This window comes from Corynebacterium canis, from assembly GCF_030408595.1.
GTDB lineage: Bacteria > Actinomycetota > Actinomycetes > Mycobacteriales > Mycobacteriaceae > Corynebacterium > Corynebacterium canis.
Window position 1 is genome coordinate 2,544,865 of sequence record NZ_CP047080.1, and the last position, 15,577, is coordinate 2,560,441.

The window sequence follows — 15,577 nt, forward strand, 5'->3', positions numbered from 1 at the left end:
GCCTCCCAAACAGGCCTTTCCGCACCAGCCCGCGCAACCCAGCAGGCGTCAACGCGCCGCAAACCCAAACACTTACAAAGTGCAGCTCACGCAATCTTGCTGTTCGGTGCCTTGCAGGGCGGTTTGGCGCAACCGGATGTAGTAGATGGTTTTGATGCCTTTCTTCCATGCGTAGATTTGCGCCCGGTTGATGTCGCGCGTCGTGGCGGTGTCTTTGAAAAACAGGGTTAGCGAAAGTCCCTGGTCAACGTATTTTGTGGCCACGGCGTAGGTGTCTATGAGTTTTTCGTACCCGATGTCGTAGGCGTCCCGGTAGTATTCCCGGTTTTCGTTGGTCATGTAGGGCGCCGGGTAGTACACGCGCCCGATTTTGCCTTCCTTGCGGATTTCGATGGGCGCGGCGATCGGGTGGATCGACGAGGTCGAATTATTAATGTATGAGATCGACCCAGTGGGCGGCACGGCCTGCAGGTAGCGGTTAAACAGCCCATGCTCCGCCACATCCGCCTTCAGTTGCGCCCAATCTTCCACGGTGGGCACCTTGATCGAGGACCCAGCGAAGATCTCCTTCACCCGCTCGGTACGCGGCGCGAAGTCCGCGGGGTCGTAGCCGTCGAAGAAGGATCCGTCGGCGTATTTGGATGTTTCAAAGCCTTCAAAGTGTTTCCCGCGTTCTTTCGCGATCAGGCACGATGCGCGTATCGCCTCGTACATCACCGCCGCGAAGTAGGCGTTTGTAAAGTCGAGGGCTTCTTCGGACCCGTAGTGAATTCGCTCTTTGCCCAGGAATCCGTGCAGATTCATTTGCCCAAGGCCGATCGCGTGTGCAGCTTCATTGCCCACGCGTATCGACGGCACCGAGTCAATCGACGTTTGCTCGGAAACGGCGGTCAGGCCACGGATTGCGGTTTCTACCGTCATGGCGAAATCGGGAGATTCGATCGCCTTGGCGATGTTCATGGAACCCAGGTTGCAGGAGATATCCTCGCCGATGTGCGCGTAGGAAAGGTCGGCGTTATAGGTGGAGGCGGTAGAGACCTGCAGGATTTCCGAGCACAGGTTCGAGTGGGTGATACGCCCCTGGATGGGGTTCGCGCGGTTTACCGTATCCTCGAACATAATATAGGGATAACCGGATTCGAATTGAATCTCGGCGAGGGTTTCAAAGAACTTGCGCGCGTTTACCTTGGTTTTGCGGATCCGCGGATCTTCGACCATCTCTTCGTAGTGCTCCGAAATGGAGACGTCGGCGAAAGGTGCGCCGTAGACGCGCTCGACGTCGTAAGGCGAAAACAGGTACATATCGTCGTTGCGCTTGGCAAGTTCGAACGTAATATCGGGAATAACCACGCCCAGCGAAAGGGTCTTAATGCGGATCTTCTCGTCGGCGTTTTCGCGCTTAGTGTCCAGGAATTTCATGATGTCCGGGTGGTGCGCATGCAGGTAGACCGCGCCCGCGCCCTGCCGAGCGCCCAGCTGGTTGGCGTAGGAGAAGGAATCCTCCAAAAGCTTCATCACGGGGATCACCCCGGAAGACTGGTTTTCGATCTTCTTAATCGGCGCACCGGATTCCCGCAGGTTGCTCAGCAGCAACGCCACCCCGCCGCCGCGCTTGGACAATTGCAAGGCAGAGTTGATGGCGCGGCCGATGGATTCCATATTGTCTTCGATGCGCAGCAGGAAGCAGGACACGGGCTCCCCGCGCTGCGCCTTGCCGCAGTTCAGGAAGGTCGGCGTGGCGGGCTGAAACCTGCCGGACATGATCTCATCCACCAGATGTTCGGCCATTTGTTCGTCACCGGCGGCGAGCGTCAGCGCCACCATGCACACGCGGTCTTCGTAGCGCTCGAGGTAGCGGCGGCCGTCGAAAGTCTTGAGCGTGTAGGAGGTGTAATACTTGTAGGCGCCCAAAAACGTGGGGAACCGGAATTTCACCGCGTAGGCGCGCTTAAATAGCTCTTTGATAAAGGCAAAGTCGTACTGCTCCACCACCGCCGGATCGTAGTAGTGGTTCTCCAGCAGGTAATCAAACTTTTCTTCCAAATCGTGGAAGAACACCGTGTTTTGATTCACGTGCTGGAGGAAATACTGGTTCGCAGCCTGGCGGTCTTTGTCAAACTGGATCTGCCTATTTTCATCGAACAGATTCAGCATTGCATTGAGCGCGTGATAGTCAAGCTGCTCGGCGGCGCTGACCGGCTCTGCAACAGTTTTCCCCAACTCAGTCACGGTGTTCTTCCTTCCTTAATTCAACAACAATGCCCGAAAACTCTATCGAGTCTCGAGCGTATCACTCGGCCCTAACCAAGCTAGCGGCCTCGATGAGCAAGCCTGAACGCCTCCACCTCTTGGTGCGTCGGCGGCTGCGCACCCACCCGCGAACAGGTGATTGCGGCTGCGGTGGCGGCATACTCCAGGATGTCCCGCCACTCCTCGGCGCCCAAACGTTCGATAACCTCGGCGGGCTTTACATCACCATCGCTGCGCGCCGCAATCTGGGCTAACAACGCGCCCATAATGGTGTCGCCCGCGCCGATGGTGTCTTGGACGTCAACGCTGAGAGCCGGGACGTCGATACGCAAACCTGTGCGGGTTTCCACGGTTAAGCCAGCCGCGCCGCGGGTGATCACGCGCACAGGCACGTCCGTTTCACCTAGGAAATCAACTTCCTCTTCGGCGAGCTTGAGCAGCGTCACATCCGGCAGCAGCGAATGCAAAAACGCGCGGTGGGCATCGGTTGCGTAGAATTCGCGAATATTTGGGTCGAGCGCAATCAGTGTGCCCTCTCCCGCGAGGCGATGCAAAAGCTCGGCGTACCGGCTTGCACCCGGCTCCAGCGCCAGCGAACACGTGCCAAAGCAGGCAATGTCCGTGGTGACGTCGGCGGGCGGGTCTACCAAGCGGTCGGCCGTGCCCTCCGTATAAAAGGTGTAGCTTGCGCTGCCGTCAACCCCGATCGAGGTAAGCGCCAAGGTTGTTGGCTCCGGCCCGCGCTGTACGTGTGTGGTGTCCACGCCCTCCGCCTGCAGCCGCGCCACCAGTGCCTCCCCGAAGGCGTCTATCGACGCCCGCGACAGGAAACGTGTGCGCGCACCCAACCGCGATGCGGTAATCGCCACATTAAATGGGCCGCCGCCAAGCGCTGGTTGCAGCGGCGCCATCGGCGCCTTTTCGACGGGCACTAGGTCCACCAGACCCTCGCCGCAGATGGTAATCATTGTTGCTCCTTTCGAGAGCTCCCCGTGAGATGTGTGAGATTTGGCAAGACGAACTGGCACCAAGTCTAGGCCGGATTCGCCCCGCGTAGCCACACAATTTCACGCATCCTGCGGCGCCTGCTCGGCCGCGACGAGCCCGAGCTTCTCCGCGTTTTCCAGCAGCCCTTGGCGGACTAGCCGGACGTCTTCATCGGTGCCCATCAGCTCGAATCGGTACACGTACGGCACCCCGGTTTTGGCGGCGATCAGGTCGCCGGCCTTGCCGAAGTCGGTGCCAAAGTTGGCGTTGCCGCCGGCGATCACGGCCCGCAACAAACCCCGATTGTGGGGGTTGTTGAGGAAGCGGATCACCTGCACCGGCACGGGGCGGGGGTCGCCGCCGGCGATGGAGACGCCGCCGCCGTAGGTGGGGCATACCAGCACGTAGGGTTCATTGACCTCGAGCGGCGGTTCGGACTTGTGCAACGGGATCCGCGCGCTGGGAAACCCCAGCTTGGACACGAATTTATGGGTGTTTCCGGTGGCGGATGAGAAATACACGATGAGCATAACAAGCAAAAACCGCCCCGATGCGGATCACATCAAGGCGGCACCTTCGTTCTAGGCGACCTGGGCTGCCAGCCCGCGGATGCGCTCTGGGCGGAAACCGGACCAATGCTCGCCGTTCGCCTCGACGACCGGTGCCTGCAGGTAGCCCAGCGCGAGGACGTAGTCGCGGGCGTCATCGTCCATGCTGATGTCTACGAGGGTGTAGTCGAGGCCGGCACGGTCAAGAGCCTTCTTGGTGGCGGTGCATTGAACACAGGCAGGCTTACTGTAGACGGTGATAGCCATGATCTCTTCCTTTACATCAGCAACTGGACTAAAAACTTAAGAAACAAACCGGACGCTTCGCCCCTTGGAGGCGGGTCCCAAACCTCGGCGGGAATCTTCCCGACGACATGAAGAAACACTATACTTTGTGGCAAAATAGCGCAACCTCCACAATATGTAGTGGCTCCGCCCGAGGAATCCCCAGCATGTAATTCGATACCACACAACATGTTGCCCTCAGTTTTCAGAATTTGTAGTGCACAACCTAAACGCGGCGGGTGGGCGTTGCGGCGGCGCACACGAAAGCCCCTGCTCGCCTCCGAAAAACCAGGCAAAAATGTGACTCATGCCATAATTACATCGGTGTAGGAAATGCCACAGCACATCTTCTCACGTTCCACAAATCGCCGCCCGCCCTCGCTCCCCCCTCCCCACACCACCTTAAGAATGCCTGATTATCGGCATAAAAACACCACCCTCCGCACAAAGATTGAAAGCTTGTGCGAAGGGTGGTGAACGGGAACCAGCTTAGCCCTGGCGAGCCTTGAAGCGCGGCTCCTTCTTGTTAATCACGTAAACTTTGCCGCGGCGGCGCACAACCTGGGCGCCCGGCTTGTTCTTCAGCGACCGAAGTGACTTACGGACCTTCATCGGGCGCTCCTTTCTGCATTCGCGTTTCGCAGGCCGCACGCGCGCGCACGCGCAGCTTTGCATGTTCGATTCGCATGAGCGGATACCACAAAATATCCAGCTATGACACGAGGGAACATATTAATCCATGCCGTGAGAAAACACCAAACCCAGCGCCTACACTGGAATACATGCCTCAACTCCCGATTCGCCAGGAAATACTCGAACGCCTGCACACAAAACCGACCATCGACGCCGCCGCTGAGGTGGTGGAACGCGTGGCCTTCCTCGCCGACTATCTGCGCACCACCGGTTTGCAGGGCTACGTGCTCGGCATTTCCGGGGGCCAGGATTCCACCCTTGCGGGCCGCCTCGCGCAGCTTGCCGTGGAGCGTGTTCGCGCCGCCGGGTTCCACGCCGAGTTTTGGGCGTTGCGGCTGCCCTACGGCGTGCAGGCGGACGAGAAGGATGCCCAGATCGCGCTCGAATTTATCCGCCCCGATTACACCGGCACCATCAATATTAAGGAGGCTGTCGACGCCGCGTCCGCCGCCACCGCCGCAGCCCTCCGCCAGCGTTCGCTCACAGATTTCAATCGGGGCAATATCAAGGCGCGGCAGCGCATGATTATGCAATACGCCGTCGCCGGGGAGCTTGGTCTCGCCGTCATTGGCACCGATCATGCGGCCGAAAACATCACTGGGTTCTATACCAAGTTCGGCGATGGCGCCGCCGATATCCTGCCGCTCGCCGGGCTATCCAAGCGCCAAGGCGCCGCCCTTCTCGCACATTTGGGCGCACCGCCCTCCACCTGGAATAAGGTGCCCACCGCCGATCTTGAGGACGACCGTCCGGCCCTCCCCGACGAGGTAGCCCTGGGTGTAACCTACCCCCAGATTGACGCCTACATTGAGGGGCAGGACGTCGATACGCAAACCGCCGAACGTCTCGAACACTTGTGGCTGGTTGGCGAACACAAACGCCACCTTCCTGTCACCCCTCACGACAGTTGGTGGCGGCGCTGAGCTGGGTTAACGGAAGCTAGTACCGCTCTGGTTCATCGCCCAGCAGAAAAGAACGTCCCGAAATTTCGTTCGGAGTGATCTTCACGTAATTGTATTTGAGCGTAGGAAGCCAAGGATTGAGCGGCAAGCTATCCGCGTAGGAAATCTCCTCACTGCGGGTGAGCAATTTGGCATTGCCTTTGATCACCACAGACCAGGCGGTTTCCACGTCCACATGATCGACCTCGAACAAGACGTCGCTATTAAGCGCAACGGTGAACACCTTGTTCCCCTCCGCCGAACGTATGTACACACATCCCTGGTCGACGACATAATTCACCGGGAAAATGTCCATTTCGTCCTTGCGGCGCACCACAATGCGACCCAATTCCTGCGACGATAAGAGCTGATAGCACTCATCTTCGTTCAGGACTTTCACTACTTCATTCTGCTCAGCCATAAACCTATTGTTCCACCCAAGTCGAACGTTCGTGGCAGAAACCCCCGCTCGGGGGGCACTAACGGGCGTGCCCCACAGACTCGGAAACGCCGCCGCTAAGCCTATTTACGCTGTTCATAAAGTCCACAATACGTTGATCGGTCCACTTTTCAGTTGGGCGCTGCTCAATGTGCGAGAAGATCGATGTCGCAACAATTATCGACGCCCGCGACCACTCCGCCGTATTCGAACTACCGAACGCCCGCAGCGGGAAGGTGTCAAATAACGCTTGCTGGCCCACTTCCTCCATGGACAGCAATCCCAAGAGCGACACAGACACCGATTGGGCCAAAGTTTCGAACCCATCCGGCCCCGAAAGGGGGCGCACGAGGCGGAAGCCAAATAGGTCCGCAAACGCCGCGTAGGTCCGGCCCCGCTCCTTCATCGACTCTTCGAACACCTGCGTCAATTTGGTGATAATCGAGGCGCGCAATTTGGCATCATCGATCGCGTCCTTTGCCTTTAAAAGCATCCGGAACGCGCACCACTCCTCCGAAGCGTGCAGCAGGCGCACATCCTCCATGACGCTCGCCCGGATCAATTCCACCGCCAGATCGCGACGAATCTGCCGATCCCCCAATACTCCGGCATGCTCCTGGATCAGCTCCACCGCGTCCCCGATCAGCGATTCCTCATCCGGGTACGGCAAATCAATGCGTTGCGACAATTGTTCCAGCGCATCCCAATACAATTGGTGCCTGCGCCCCTTCCACCGGCTTTTGGCCTTGGTCATTGGCACACCCGCGCACTTGACCACATCTTCGAACGGTATGCCGTCCACCCCTCGGGAAATCCCACGCTCATATGCAAGCTCGATCACTGCATCAACCATGCAGAATTCTAATTCCCCATCTTGGAACCGGGCATCACTCATGTGGCCAAAGTAGCATGAGAGATAAACGAATCGAGGTCAAGTACCACGAAAGGGGCTAGGCAAACATGAAGGCTCTAATTCTCCACGAATCCTACTTCGGCAACACCAAAACCGTCGCCGAATCCATCGCCGCCGGAATCAGCGACCGCGGCGTAACCACCCTAGTCACCCCAATCGCCGACGCGCCCGACGAATTACCCGAAGACCTAGACATTCTGATCCTCGGCGCTCCGACCCACGACCGGAAACTCCCCAGCGCCGCGTCGCGCGACAAAGCCGTTGCTGCCGGTGGCGCACCCACCTCACGCGGCGTGGCGGATTGGCTCGACCAAGCGGAGTTGCCCGAACACCTCTATATCGCGGTATTCGATACCTCCACCGGCAAGAACTGGCTCAGCGGCTCCGCCGCCAAACGCATGGCAAAACTCCTCGGCCAGCGCAAGCCCCCGCTGAAACCCATCCTCAAAACCTTCCTGGTTTCCGGCAACGAGGGCCCTCTCGCCGACGGGGAACTCGACGCCGCCCGCACCTGGGGCCGTTTGCTCGCCGCCGATGCCCGCCAAAAGCACCTCCAAAATCAATGAGTTTCCGCGGTAACCTCAACCGCGCCAGCCCGCCGAGCCAATGAGTTCGGCGGGCCTTAATACTTCCTACCCCTAGCTCCGCTCCCACACCGATAGGTTGCGCACAACCCACCCTGCCAGATCTGCCTCATGCACATCTGACACGGCAGTTTTGCGCTCCTGCGGAAACACCGTCCCAAGCATCCCGGCGTGTCGAATCTGCCTGAGCGTGGAAAATCGTCGACTGATTTCGGCCCCCAAATCACCACATCACCATTGGGGTTTGTGCAACCGTGGGCCCACACGAGACCAATCACTGACCAGCCCCAGCGCGGCCGTTCCACACATGCAAGGTCGAATTTTCCCGAACCATCGGCCCTGCCAGATCTGCCTCAGGCACATCTGACGCGGCAGTTTTGCGCTCCTGCGGAAACACCGCCCCAAGCATCCCGGCATGTCGAATCTGCCTGACCAAGGATTCGTGAGCCGCCGACGGCAGCAAAATCACAACGACGAAGCGCAACCGCCGGAGTCTGGGCACGCAGCGGGCACAAAATCCTGAACCTCCGGATTTCGATTTTCTCGCGCGCACTTTGAATCTTTTCGAACCATCGGCCCTGCCAGATCTGCCTCAGGCACATCTGACACGGCCGTTTTGCGCTCCTGCGGAAACACCGTCCCGAGCACCCCGGCATGTCAAATCTGCCTGACCAGCAGTTTTCCAAGGGTGGCGACCGCGGCGCAACGACAGCAACGAAGCGGCATCGAGCACTTCGCCGCGTCGAGCACTTCGCCGCGTCGAGCACTTCGCCGCGTCGAGCACTTGGCGGCACAGCAAAAGAACCTTGCCCCAGGGAAATCCCAGGACAAGGTTCGAAAGCTTGGATTTGGTGGAGCTAACGGGATTCGAACCCGTGACCCCCACACTGCCAGTGTGGTGCGCTACCAGCTGCGCCATAGCCCCAAGTATTAGGTTGTACAAGCGGTGTTGCTTGTAGTGGAGCTAACGGGATTCGAACCCGTGACCCCCACACTGCCAGTGTGGTGCGCTACCAGCTGCGCCATAGCCCCTAGGTGTCGTATGCGACTCTCCACAATTTACACGCAGGAAGGGGCGCAGCCAAATCCGCTGCTCAACAGTTTTGCCACGGCAAAGGCAACGATCAAGCCTGCGGCACTTAGCGGAAATGCAGTCGGCCACGCAAAAGCCCTTACGCTGTGCTTTCGGCAGCGTAAGGGCTTTGGTGATTTTGAAAAAGGGGGTTAGTTGCCGCCGGTGACGGTGGCAACCCAGTTATCTAGCGGGACGTCTTCGCCGTTGTAGATCACGTGCGGCGAGGAGACCTTGCCGATTTCGCCTTCGAGTTTCTTGGTGGCGGCTTCGGCGGACTTGACGTAGTCCTCATGCTTTTCGCCGCCCTCCGAGATCTTCTTCACCACGTCGTCGGCAACGCCCATTTTCTCGGCGGCGCGGGCGAATTCGGCGTCGCCCCAACCGCTCAGGTTTGCCTGCTCGGCCATCAGCGCGGCGCGGAAATTCCAGTAGTTCTTGGCATCGCCAGCTTGGGCGATCCGCTGCGCTGCGGCACCTGCGCGGGAGGACTGGCCGTCCGTGCTGCCACGGTCGAGGAAGTTCAGGCTGTGCACCTTCACGATGAGCTTGCCATCCTCGATGGCCTTCTTCATGTCGGCGTCAGTGAACTCGGCGAGCTTGGCGCAAGCCGGGCAGGAGAAGTCCTCGTAAAGATCAACGGTGGGGGTGGAATCGTTCGCCTTCGAGGACTTCAACACCGTGGCGTTGTCTTCGTACTTCAGGTCGAATGAAACGTTTTCCTGCTCGCGATCGACAAAGACGTCCGTCTTCGCGTCCTTTCCGCTGATCACAATGTATCCCACGAGCGCGACTGCGAGGAGCAGCACAACAAGCAACGCCCAAAGGAATCCGTTGCCCTTCTCGTTAGGGTTTTTTACTTTCTTGCTCACTTGGTTCCTTTTAACGTTTTAGGGGTAAATGGCGAATCGCCGGAACGGACGATAAGCCGTCCACGCCGCCATTGCAATGAACACCAGGTCTCTGAGAATCTCCCACAGGTAAGTCCACCCTGTCACGGATTCATCGTAACCGCCACCGCCAAAGCAACCACAGTCAATGCTAAGACCGCGGGCCCAAGCGGAGGCGATTCCTCCAATGAATCCAAGAAAGATTAAGGCGGAAATAATCCCAGTCCACCGCAGAAATACCCCAAGGATAAGAAGTACACCAAGCGCAATCTCTAGCGGCGGCAAAATCTCAGCAATGAGGTAGCTGGTTTGTGCGTCAAATATCTCATAGGCAACCACCGACTGGCGGGTTTCCATGGGGTCGATAATTTTCAGCCATCCACTCACAATCCACACGGCGGCGAGGCCAAACCGCGCAATCGCGGAAACAATCTCGCTCACGGTGCCCAACGAGGGCGTCGATACGTTTTTTACGGCTGTAGACACAGTCCCCCACAATAGCAAACTCCCCTCCTATCACAGGAGAGGAGTTTTGGCGAATGATAGATATATCAACTAAGCACCGAGAACGGAGCTTACCAATTCCTGAGCTTCGGTCTGCACCTTAGCCAAGTGCTCCGCGCCCAGGAAGGACTCGGCGTAAATCTTGTACTTATCCTCCGTCCCGGAAGGCCGCGCCGCAAACCAGGCGTTTTCTGTGCAAACCTTCAGGCCGCCGATCGGCGCACCGTTTCCGGGGGCGGCGGTAAGTTTCGCGGTGATCGCCTCGCCCGCCAAGGTCGATGCGGTGACCTGTTCGGGAGAGAGCTTCTTCAGTAGCGCTTTCTGCTCGCGATTCGCCTCGGCGTCAGTACGCGCGTAGGCGGGGGCACCGTATTTCTCGGCGAGCTCGGCGTAACGCTGCGAAGGCGTCTTGCCCGTCACGGCGATGATTTCGGAGGCGAGGAGGTCAAGGATAATGCCGTCCTTGTCCGTGGACCACACCGTGCCGTTGTGGCGGAGGAAGGAAGCCCCCGCGGATTCCTCGCCGCCGAAGCCCACCGAACCGTCGATCAGGCCTGGGACGAACCACTTGAAGCCCACCGGCACCTCGATAAGGGTGCGGCCCAGCTCGGCCACCACGCGGTCAATCATGGAGGAGGAAACCAAGGTCTTACCCACGGCGGTATCCGCCCCCCAACCCGGCCGGTGTCCGAACAGGTACTCGATTGCAACGGCGAGGTAGTGGTTCGGGTTCAGCAACCCGGCGTCCGGCGTAACAATGCCGTGGCGGTCCGCGTCTGCGTCATTGCCGGTGGCGATATCGAACTTATCCCGATTGTGCACCAGCGAGGCCATGGAGTTCGGCGAAGAGCAATCCATGCGGATCTTGCCATCCGTGTCCAACGTCATAAAACGCCAGGTAGCGTCCACGCGCGGGTTCACCACCGTCAAATCCAGGCCGTGCGCCTCGCCGATAGCGCCCCAATAATCCACGGAGGCCCCACCCATCGGGTCCGCGCCGATACGCACGCCGGCGTTTTTGATCACCTCAAGGTCGACCACGTTCGGCAGATCCGCGATATAGGTTTGCAGATACTCGTACTTGGTGGCGCGCGGATCCAACACCCCTTCGACCGGCACCCTGCTCACGTCCGCGAGGCCGCCCCGCAGGATTTCGTTAGCGCGCGCGGCGATCCAATCCGTGGCGTCGGTGTCCGCCGGCCCGCCGTTCGGGGGATTGTATTTGAAGCCACCGTCCCGCGGCGGGTTGTGGGAAGGCGTGATCACAATGCCGTCCGCGCGCTTGGGGTCCGTGCCGGTGACGCCGCCATCCAGCTTGGCGTTGTGGGCCAGGATGGCATGCGATACGGCAGGGGTCGGCGTGTAGCGGCCCGCGGCGTCGACAAACACGGTGAGGCCGTGCGCGAGCAGTACCTCCAACGCGGAAACCATCGCGGGTTCCGAAAGCGCGTGCGTATCGCGGCCGATAAACACGGGCCCGCTGATGCCGGCGCGCTGACGGAACTCAACGATGGCCTGCGTGGTGGCCAAAATGTGATTCTCATTAAATGCACTGTCGAGCGAGCTCCCCCGGTGCCCCGACGTACCAAAAACAACCTGCTGGTCCGGATTTTCCGCATCCGGCTGACGAGTGTAGTATGCCGTGACCAGCTCGGCAATATCGATTAAATCGCGGTCTTGAGCGAGTTGACCTGCGCGTTCGTGTGCCATAGTGTCCTTCCAAATCCTGCAGAGGCGAATAGTCAAAAGTGCGTGTCCACGTGGCGGCGACACCCTTTCCACCATCTTCCTCCCTTTTGCCCGCCCGCGCACAGGATTTTTGTTTCGCCGCCCGAATTTGCCCGGCTGCGTCCGCCCCGCTCCCCCGGCCGTTATTTATCGCGGCGCCGCAGCAGCAGCCCGAGCAACACGCACAGCACCAACAGCAGCACCACAAGCCCCGCGATGACCAGCGGCATGTCCCGCACCAAGTCCACCGTCACTTGCAAACTCCCGTTCGGAGGCGTGGTTTGCGGCAGCTCCGGGCGCCCCACCGCACTTATCGACGCCACGCCTACCGCACCCCCGTGCAGCGGTGCCACGCCGTAGATCATCGCGCTGCGCCAAATTGAACACATCAATCCCCCGCCCATTGCGACCGCAAATACGGCGAATGCTGCACCGAACTTCCGTTTTCGGTGAGTATAAAATCGCGCTAACATACCGCGATACTAACAATAGGCATAATCGCACGCAAATAAACAATGAAATGGAAATGATAACAGCATGAAATAGCCTTAATATGGCAGCGCGTTCGCTGCTTGCTACACGCACGGCAAATTGTGTACGTGATTGCTTAAGGACACAATTCAATAACAGCGCCGGCGGGCTGCGGGAGCGCGTTTGCATTTGGGTAATGTAGCCATCAACATAAAACGCATTCGTTGTGGAATAAGAATTCGAACGACCCAGAAAACTTGCGACAGGTTGACAAATCCACGGCACGCCGAAAGGGGCCGGAAAACAACGCCGGGAAGCAATCGCGCGGGACTCGTGGTGTAATCGGAACCATGAACCCGGAAAACTTTCGCGCAACAGAATCCATTGTCATCGACGCCACGCCCGACGCCATCTACGACACCGTCAGCGACGTCACCCGCACCGGCGAATGGAGCCCCATCGTAGAAACCTGCTGGTGGGAAGACCCCCGCGACGGCGACCCGCACATCGGCGACGCCTTCCACGGGCGCAACGTCACGCCCGAGCGCACCTGGGAAACCCGCTGCGTGGTCACCGCCGCCGACCGCCCCCACACCTTCGCTTGGAGCGTAGCCGACGGCGTAGTCAACTGGGGCTTCCACATCGCTCCCGCCGAAGTCGGATCCACCCTCACCGAAACCTGGGAAGTCACCGAAAAGGGCTTCGAATTCTTCCGGAATAAATACGGCGAGGAGGCCGACACCGCACTCGAAGACCGCCGCCAGGCCGCCCTCTCCGGCATCCCCGCCACCCTCGCCCGCATCAAAGAAATCCTAGAATCCTGACCCGCCCACGTCCGGCGGGGTTTTAGGAGCGGGGCGGGAGGCGAGGCGTCGATAAGCTAACCAAAGCCGACGCAGCGGACGGAACCCTTCACCTGGCCCGAACGGCCGTCTGTAAACGTAGCCGGCGCGTCAAACACAATCTCCTCCCCCCGCTTCGACGCCGGCACGCCCAACGCCTCCACCACCAGGCCAGAACGGTCCGCATACACGTCCACCGCGTCATCCGCATACGCAATCTCAATCAAACTCGGGCGTTCCGAATCCTGCAACGCATCCAACACCACATGAATCGAACCCGACTGGCCATGCTCACACTTCACACTCGCGCCCGAAAACGAACTCGCCGAATTCTGCGCGGTGAACTGGATACTATTCACATCCGTGAGGCCGCACGCCGATAAACTCCCGGCGGCAAACCCTAAAGTTACAGCAACGGAAACATAACGATTCATACCTCTTAGAGTGACGGCGGGCTGAAAAAGTTACACGGAGGGGCGCGGGGGCTTGGTGTGTGGTCGGCTGGTCACTCTCCGGTAGGTTGTGCACAACCCTTCTTCGTCGGGTTTGTCTGGCGGGGTGCGTGTGAGCAAGGTCGGGGCGTTAAAGAGCTGTGGCGACCTGCGGAAATAATGTGTGCGGGGTGGGGTGCGGATCTGCCTGAGGCACATCTGACATGGGTGATTTGGTGAGCTGGGGAAACAACGCCGATTTAGAAGCGGTGTGTCGAATCTGCCTGGGCGCGGGTTATTGGTTGGCCGTTGAGCTGTTGATCGGGGCGTATGCGGCCAGTCCATGATGGTGTGCGATTCAAACCCGGCGGCGGCATCGGGGCTGCCTGCACGAGTTGTGATTCGGTAGGTACCGATTGTTCTGGTGTGCGCAGGCGAGGTCGAGACGCCGACAAGCCTCGGCGACCTGCGGAAACAATGTCTCCGGGGTGGGGGTGTGGATCTGCCTGAGGCAGATCTGACAGGGGTATTTTGGCGACCTGGGAAAACGACGCTGCTTCGGAAGCGGTGTGTCGAATCTGCCTGAGCTGGGTACGAGTGGGCGAGGTCGAAACGCCGACCAGCTGTCGCAACCTGCGGAAACAATATTTACGGGACGGAATGCGAATCTGCCTGAGGCAGATCTGACAAGGGTGATTTCGCGACTTGGGGAAACGCTGCTGCTTCGGAAGCGGTGTGTCGGATCTGCCTCGGCAAGGGTTATGGCGGCCTGTTGAATCACGTACGATCATCGTTCCTAGGCTGTTGATCTGGTGATTGGGGCGTATGCGGCCGGTCCATGATGGTGTGCGATTCAAACCCGGCGGCGGCATCGGGGCTGCTTGCACGAGTTGTGGTTCGGTAGGTACCGATTGTTCTGGTGTGCGCAGGCGAGGTCGAGACGCCGACAAGCCTCGGCGACCTGCGGAAACAATGTCTCCGGGGTGGGGGTGTGGATCTGCCTGAGGCAGATCTGACAGGGGTATTTTGGCGACCTGGGAAAACGACGCTGCTTCGGACGCGGCGTGTCGGATCTGCCTGGGCGAGAGGTGCACAAGCGAGGTTAGGGCGCCGAAAAGCTGTAGCAACCTGCGGAAACAATGTCTGGGGGTGGGGTGCGAATCTGCCTGAGGCACATCTGCCATGGGCGTTTTGGCGACCTAGGGAAACGACGCCGATTGGGAAGCGGCGTGTCGGATCTGCCTGGGCGCGGGTTATGGCGGCCTGTTGAATCACGTACGATCATGGTTGCTAGGCTGTTGATCTGGTGATCGGGATATGTGCGGCCGGCCGAAGGGTGGTGTGCGATCCGCACTCTGCGGCGGCATCGGGGCTGCCGATACAGGTTGTGGTGCGGTAGTTGCCGACTGTTGTCCGATCGTTGAGTCTGCTCAGGCAGATGTGACGGGCCACTTCTGCATTCCTGGGGAAATGCCACCGTTCGACGGCCGGTGTGTCGAATCTGCCTGAGCTGGGTGCGCGCGGGCGAAGTCGGGACGTTAAAGAGCTTCGGCGACCTGCGGAAACAATGGTTACGAGGTGGGGGGCGAATCTGCCTGAGGCACATCTGACAGGGGCGGTTTGGCGTCCTGGGGATTTGTTGCCGATTGAGAAGCGGTGTGTCGGATCTGCCTGGGGCGGATGTGACGCGGCGCGGTGGTTGGTGTGTCGGGTTTGCGTGGGCGCGGCCCCCTATCGCGCCCTGATTCCTGTTGTGTTTTCGTGTTTGTGTTGTCTTGGTGGGTGTAGACGCGAAAACGGCCCGGTTGGTGTGTCCGGGCCGTTAGTGTGTTTGGTTTTGGTGTCGGCGGTGTCCTACTCTCCCACACACTGCCGTGTGCAGTACCATTGGCGCTGGTGGGCTTAGCTTCCGGGTTCGGGATGGGTCCGGGCGTTTCCCCGCCGCTGTTGCCACCGACAAGTTTTTGGTTTTTGGGGTGGTGTTGGTGGTGGATACTGT

The 15,577-nt window shown here is 59.4% G+C and carries 16 protein-coding genes, 2 tRNA genes and 1 rRNA gene; 4 read left to right on the forward strand and 15 right to left on the reverse strand.

Going from position 1 to position 15,577, the window contains the following annotated elements; genetic code table 11:
• Positions 1-72: 72 nt before the first annotated feature.
• The 5 genes from nrdE to ykgO form a co-directional block, all read right to left on the reverse strand.
• Positions 73-2,229 carry a class 1b ribonucleoside-diphosphate reductase subunit alpha gene (gene nrdE, locus CCANI_RS11230; RefSeq protein WP_146324425.1) on the reverse strand — a complete coding sequence of 719 codons (2,157 nt, stop codon included), beginning with the start codon at positions 2,227-2,229 and terminating at the stop codon, positions 73-75.
• An 80-nt stretch (positions 2,230-2,309) separates the two neighbouring features.
• Positions 2,310-3,218 carry a carbohydrate kinase family protein gene (locus CCANI_RS11235; RefSeq protein ID WP_146324424.1) on the reverse strand — a complete coding sequence of 303 codons (909 nt, stop codon included), beginning with the start codon at positions 3,216-3,218 and terminating at the stop codon, positions 2,310-2,312.
• 99 nt (positions 3,219-3,317) lie between these two features.
• Entirely contained in the window at positions 3,318-3,767 is a 450-nt protein-coding gene (gene nrdI, locus CCANI_RS11240; RefSeq protein WP_146324423.1) for a class Ib ribonucleoside-diphosphate reductase assembly flavoprotein NrdI, read from the reverse strand.
• Positions 3,768-3,818: 51 nt separating this feature from the next.
• Positions 3,819-4,052, reverse strand: a complete 234-nt coding sequence (gene nrdH / locus CCANI_RS11245) for a glutaredoxin-like protein NrdH (RefSeq protein ID WP_027013567.1) — start codon at positions 4,050-4,052, stop codon at positions 3,819-3,821.
• A gap of 507 nt (positions 4,053-4,559) precedes the next feature.
• Positions 4,560-4,682: a type B 50S ribosomal protein L36 gene (gene ykgO / locus CCANI_RS11250; RefSeq protein WP_005511141.1), complete on the reverse strand. Its 123-nt coding sequence runs from the start codon at positions 4,680-4,682 to the stop codon at positions 4,560-4,562.
• Between the two features lie 170 nt (positions 4,683-4,852).
• On the opposite strand from ykgO, the gene nadE reads away from it, so the two are divergent.
• Complete coding sequence (nadE, locus tag CCANI_RS11255) at positions 4,853-5,686, forward strand: NAD(+) synthase (RefSeq protein WP_146324422.1); 834 nt, start codon at positions 4,853-4,855, stop codon at positions 5,684-5,686.
• Positions 5,687-5,702: 16 nt separating this feature from the next.
• Here the strand turns inward: nadE and CCANI_RS11260 are convergent, their stop codons facing one another.
• Together CCANI_RS11260 and CCANI_RS11265 are read right to left on the reverse strand one after the other, a co-directional pair.
• Positions 5,703-6,125, reverse strand: a complete 423-nt coding sequence (locus tag CCANI_RS11260) for a pyridoxamine 5'-phosphate oxidase family protein (protein ID WP_146324421.1) — start codon at positions 6,123-6,125, stop codon at positions 5,703-5,705.
• 58 nt (positions 6,126-6,183) lie between these two features.
• On the reverse strand, positions 6,184-7,038 hold the full coding sequence (locus tag CCANI_RS11265) for a hypothetical protein (protein ID WP_146324420.1): 855 nt from the start codon (positions 7,036-7,038) through the stop codon (positions 6,184-6,186).
• A 65-nt stretch (positions 7,039-7,103) separates the two neighbouring features.
• Between CCANI_RS11265 and CCANI_RS11270 the strand changes: the two genes are divergently transcribed.
• Positions 7,104-7,622, forward strand: coding sequence for a flavodoxin family protein (locus CCANI_RS11270; protein WP_146324419.1), 519 nt, complete (start codon positions 7,104-7,106; stop codon positions 7,620-7,622).
• 867 nt (positions 7,623-8,489) lie between these two features.
• On the opposite strand, the gene CCANI_RS11275 is transcribed toward CCANI_RS11270, so the two are convergent.
• Positions 8,490-8,565: transfer RNA gene (locus CCANI_RS11275), tRNA-Ala, on the reverse strand.
• 34 nt (positions 8,566-8,599) lie between these two features.
• A tRNA-Ala gene (locus CCANI_RS11280) sits at positions 8,600-8,672 on the reverse strand.
• 10 nt (positions 8,673-8,682) lie between these two features.
• On the opposite strand from CCANI_RS11280, the gene CCANI_RS11285 reads away from it, so the two are divergent.
• Positions 8,683-8,868: a hypothetical protein gene (locus CCANI_RS11285; RefSeq protein WP_146324418.1), complete on the forward strand. Its 186-nt coding sequence runs from the start codon at positions 8,683-8,685 to the stop codon at positions 8,866-8,868.
• Here CCANI_RS11285 and CCANI_RS11290 read toward each other — a convergent pair.
• The 4 genes from CCANI_RS11290 to CCANI_RS11305 form a co-directional block, all read right to left on the reverse strand.
• Entirely contained in the window at positions 8,865-9,584 is a 720-nt protein-coding gene (locus tag CCANI_RS11290; protein ID WP_146324417.1) for a DsbA family protein, read from the reverse strand. The genes CCANI_RS11285 and CCANI_RS11290 overlap by 4 nt on opposite strands.
• Positions 9,585-9,602: 18 nt before the next feature.
• On the reverse strand, positions 9,603-10,088 hold the full coding sequence (locus CCANI_RS11295) for a MauE/DoxX family redox-associated membrane protein (protein WP_246118220.1): 486 nt from the start codon (positions 10,086-10,088) through the stop codon (positions 9,603-9,605).
• 69 nt (positions 10,089-10,157) lie between these two features.
• Positions 10,158-11,816 (reverse strand): phosphoglucomutase (alpha-D-glucose-1,6-bisphosphate-dependent), encoded by a 1,659-nt coding sequence (gene pgm, locus CCANI_RS11300; protein ID WP_146324416.1) that lies wholly within the window; start codon positions 11,814-11,816, stop codon positions 10,158-10,160.
• A 161-nt stretch (positions 11,817-11,977) separates the two neighbouring features.
• Positions 11,978-12,223, reverse strand: a complete 246-nt coding sequence (locus CCANI_RS11305) for a hypothetical protein (RefSeq protein WP_146324415.1) — start codon at positions 12,221-12,223, stop codon at positions 11,978-11,980.
• Between the two features lie 432 nt (positions 12,224-12,655).
• Between CCANI_RS11305 and CCANI_RS11310 the strand changes: the two genes are divergently transcribed.
• Positions 12,656-13,129 (forward strand): SRPBCC family protein, encoded by a 474-nt coding sequence (locus CCANI_RS11310; protein ID WP_146324414.1) that lies wholly within the window; start codon positions 12,656-12,658, stop codon positions 13,127-13,129.
• A gap of 56 nt (positions 13,130-13,185) precedes the next feature.
• Here CCANI_RS11310 and CCANI_RS11315 read toward each other — a convergent pair whose 3' ends face one another.
• Positions 13,186-13,581: a hypothetical protein gene (locus CCANI_RS11315; RefSeq protein ID WP_146324413.1), complete on the reverse strand. Its 396-nt coding sequence runs from the start codon at positions 13,579-13,581 to the stop codon at positions 13,186-13,188.
• A gap of 1,838 nt (positions 13,582-15,419) precedes the next feature.
• Positions 15,420-15,536 (reverse strand): 5S ribosomal RNA (gene rrf / locus CCANI_RS11320).
• Between the last annotated feature and the right edge of the window lie 41 nt (positions 15,537-15,577).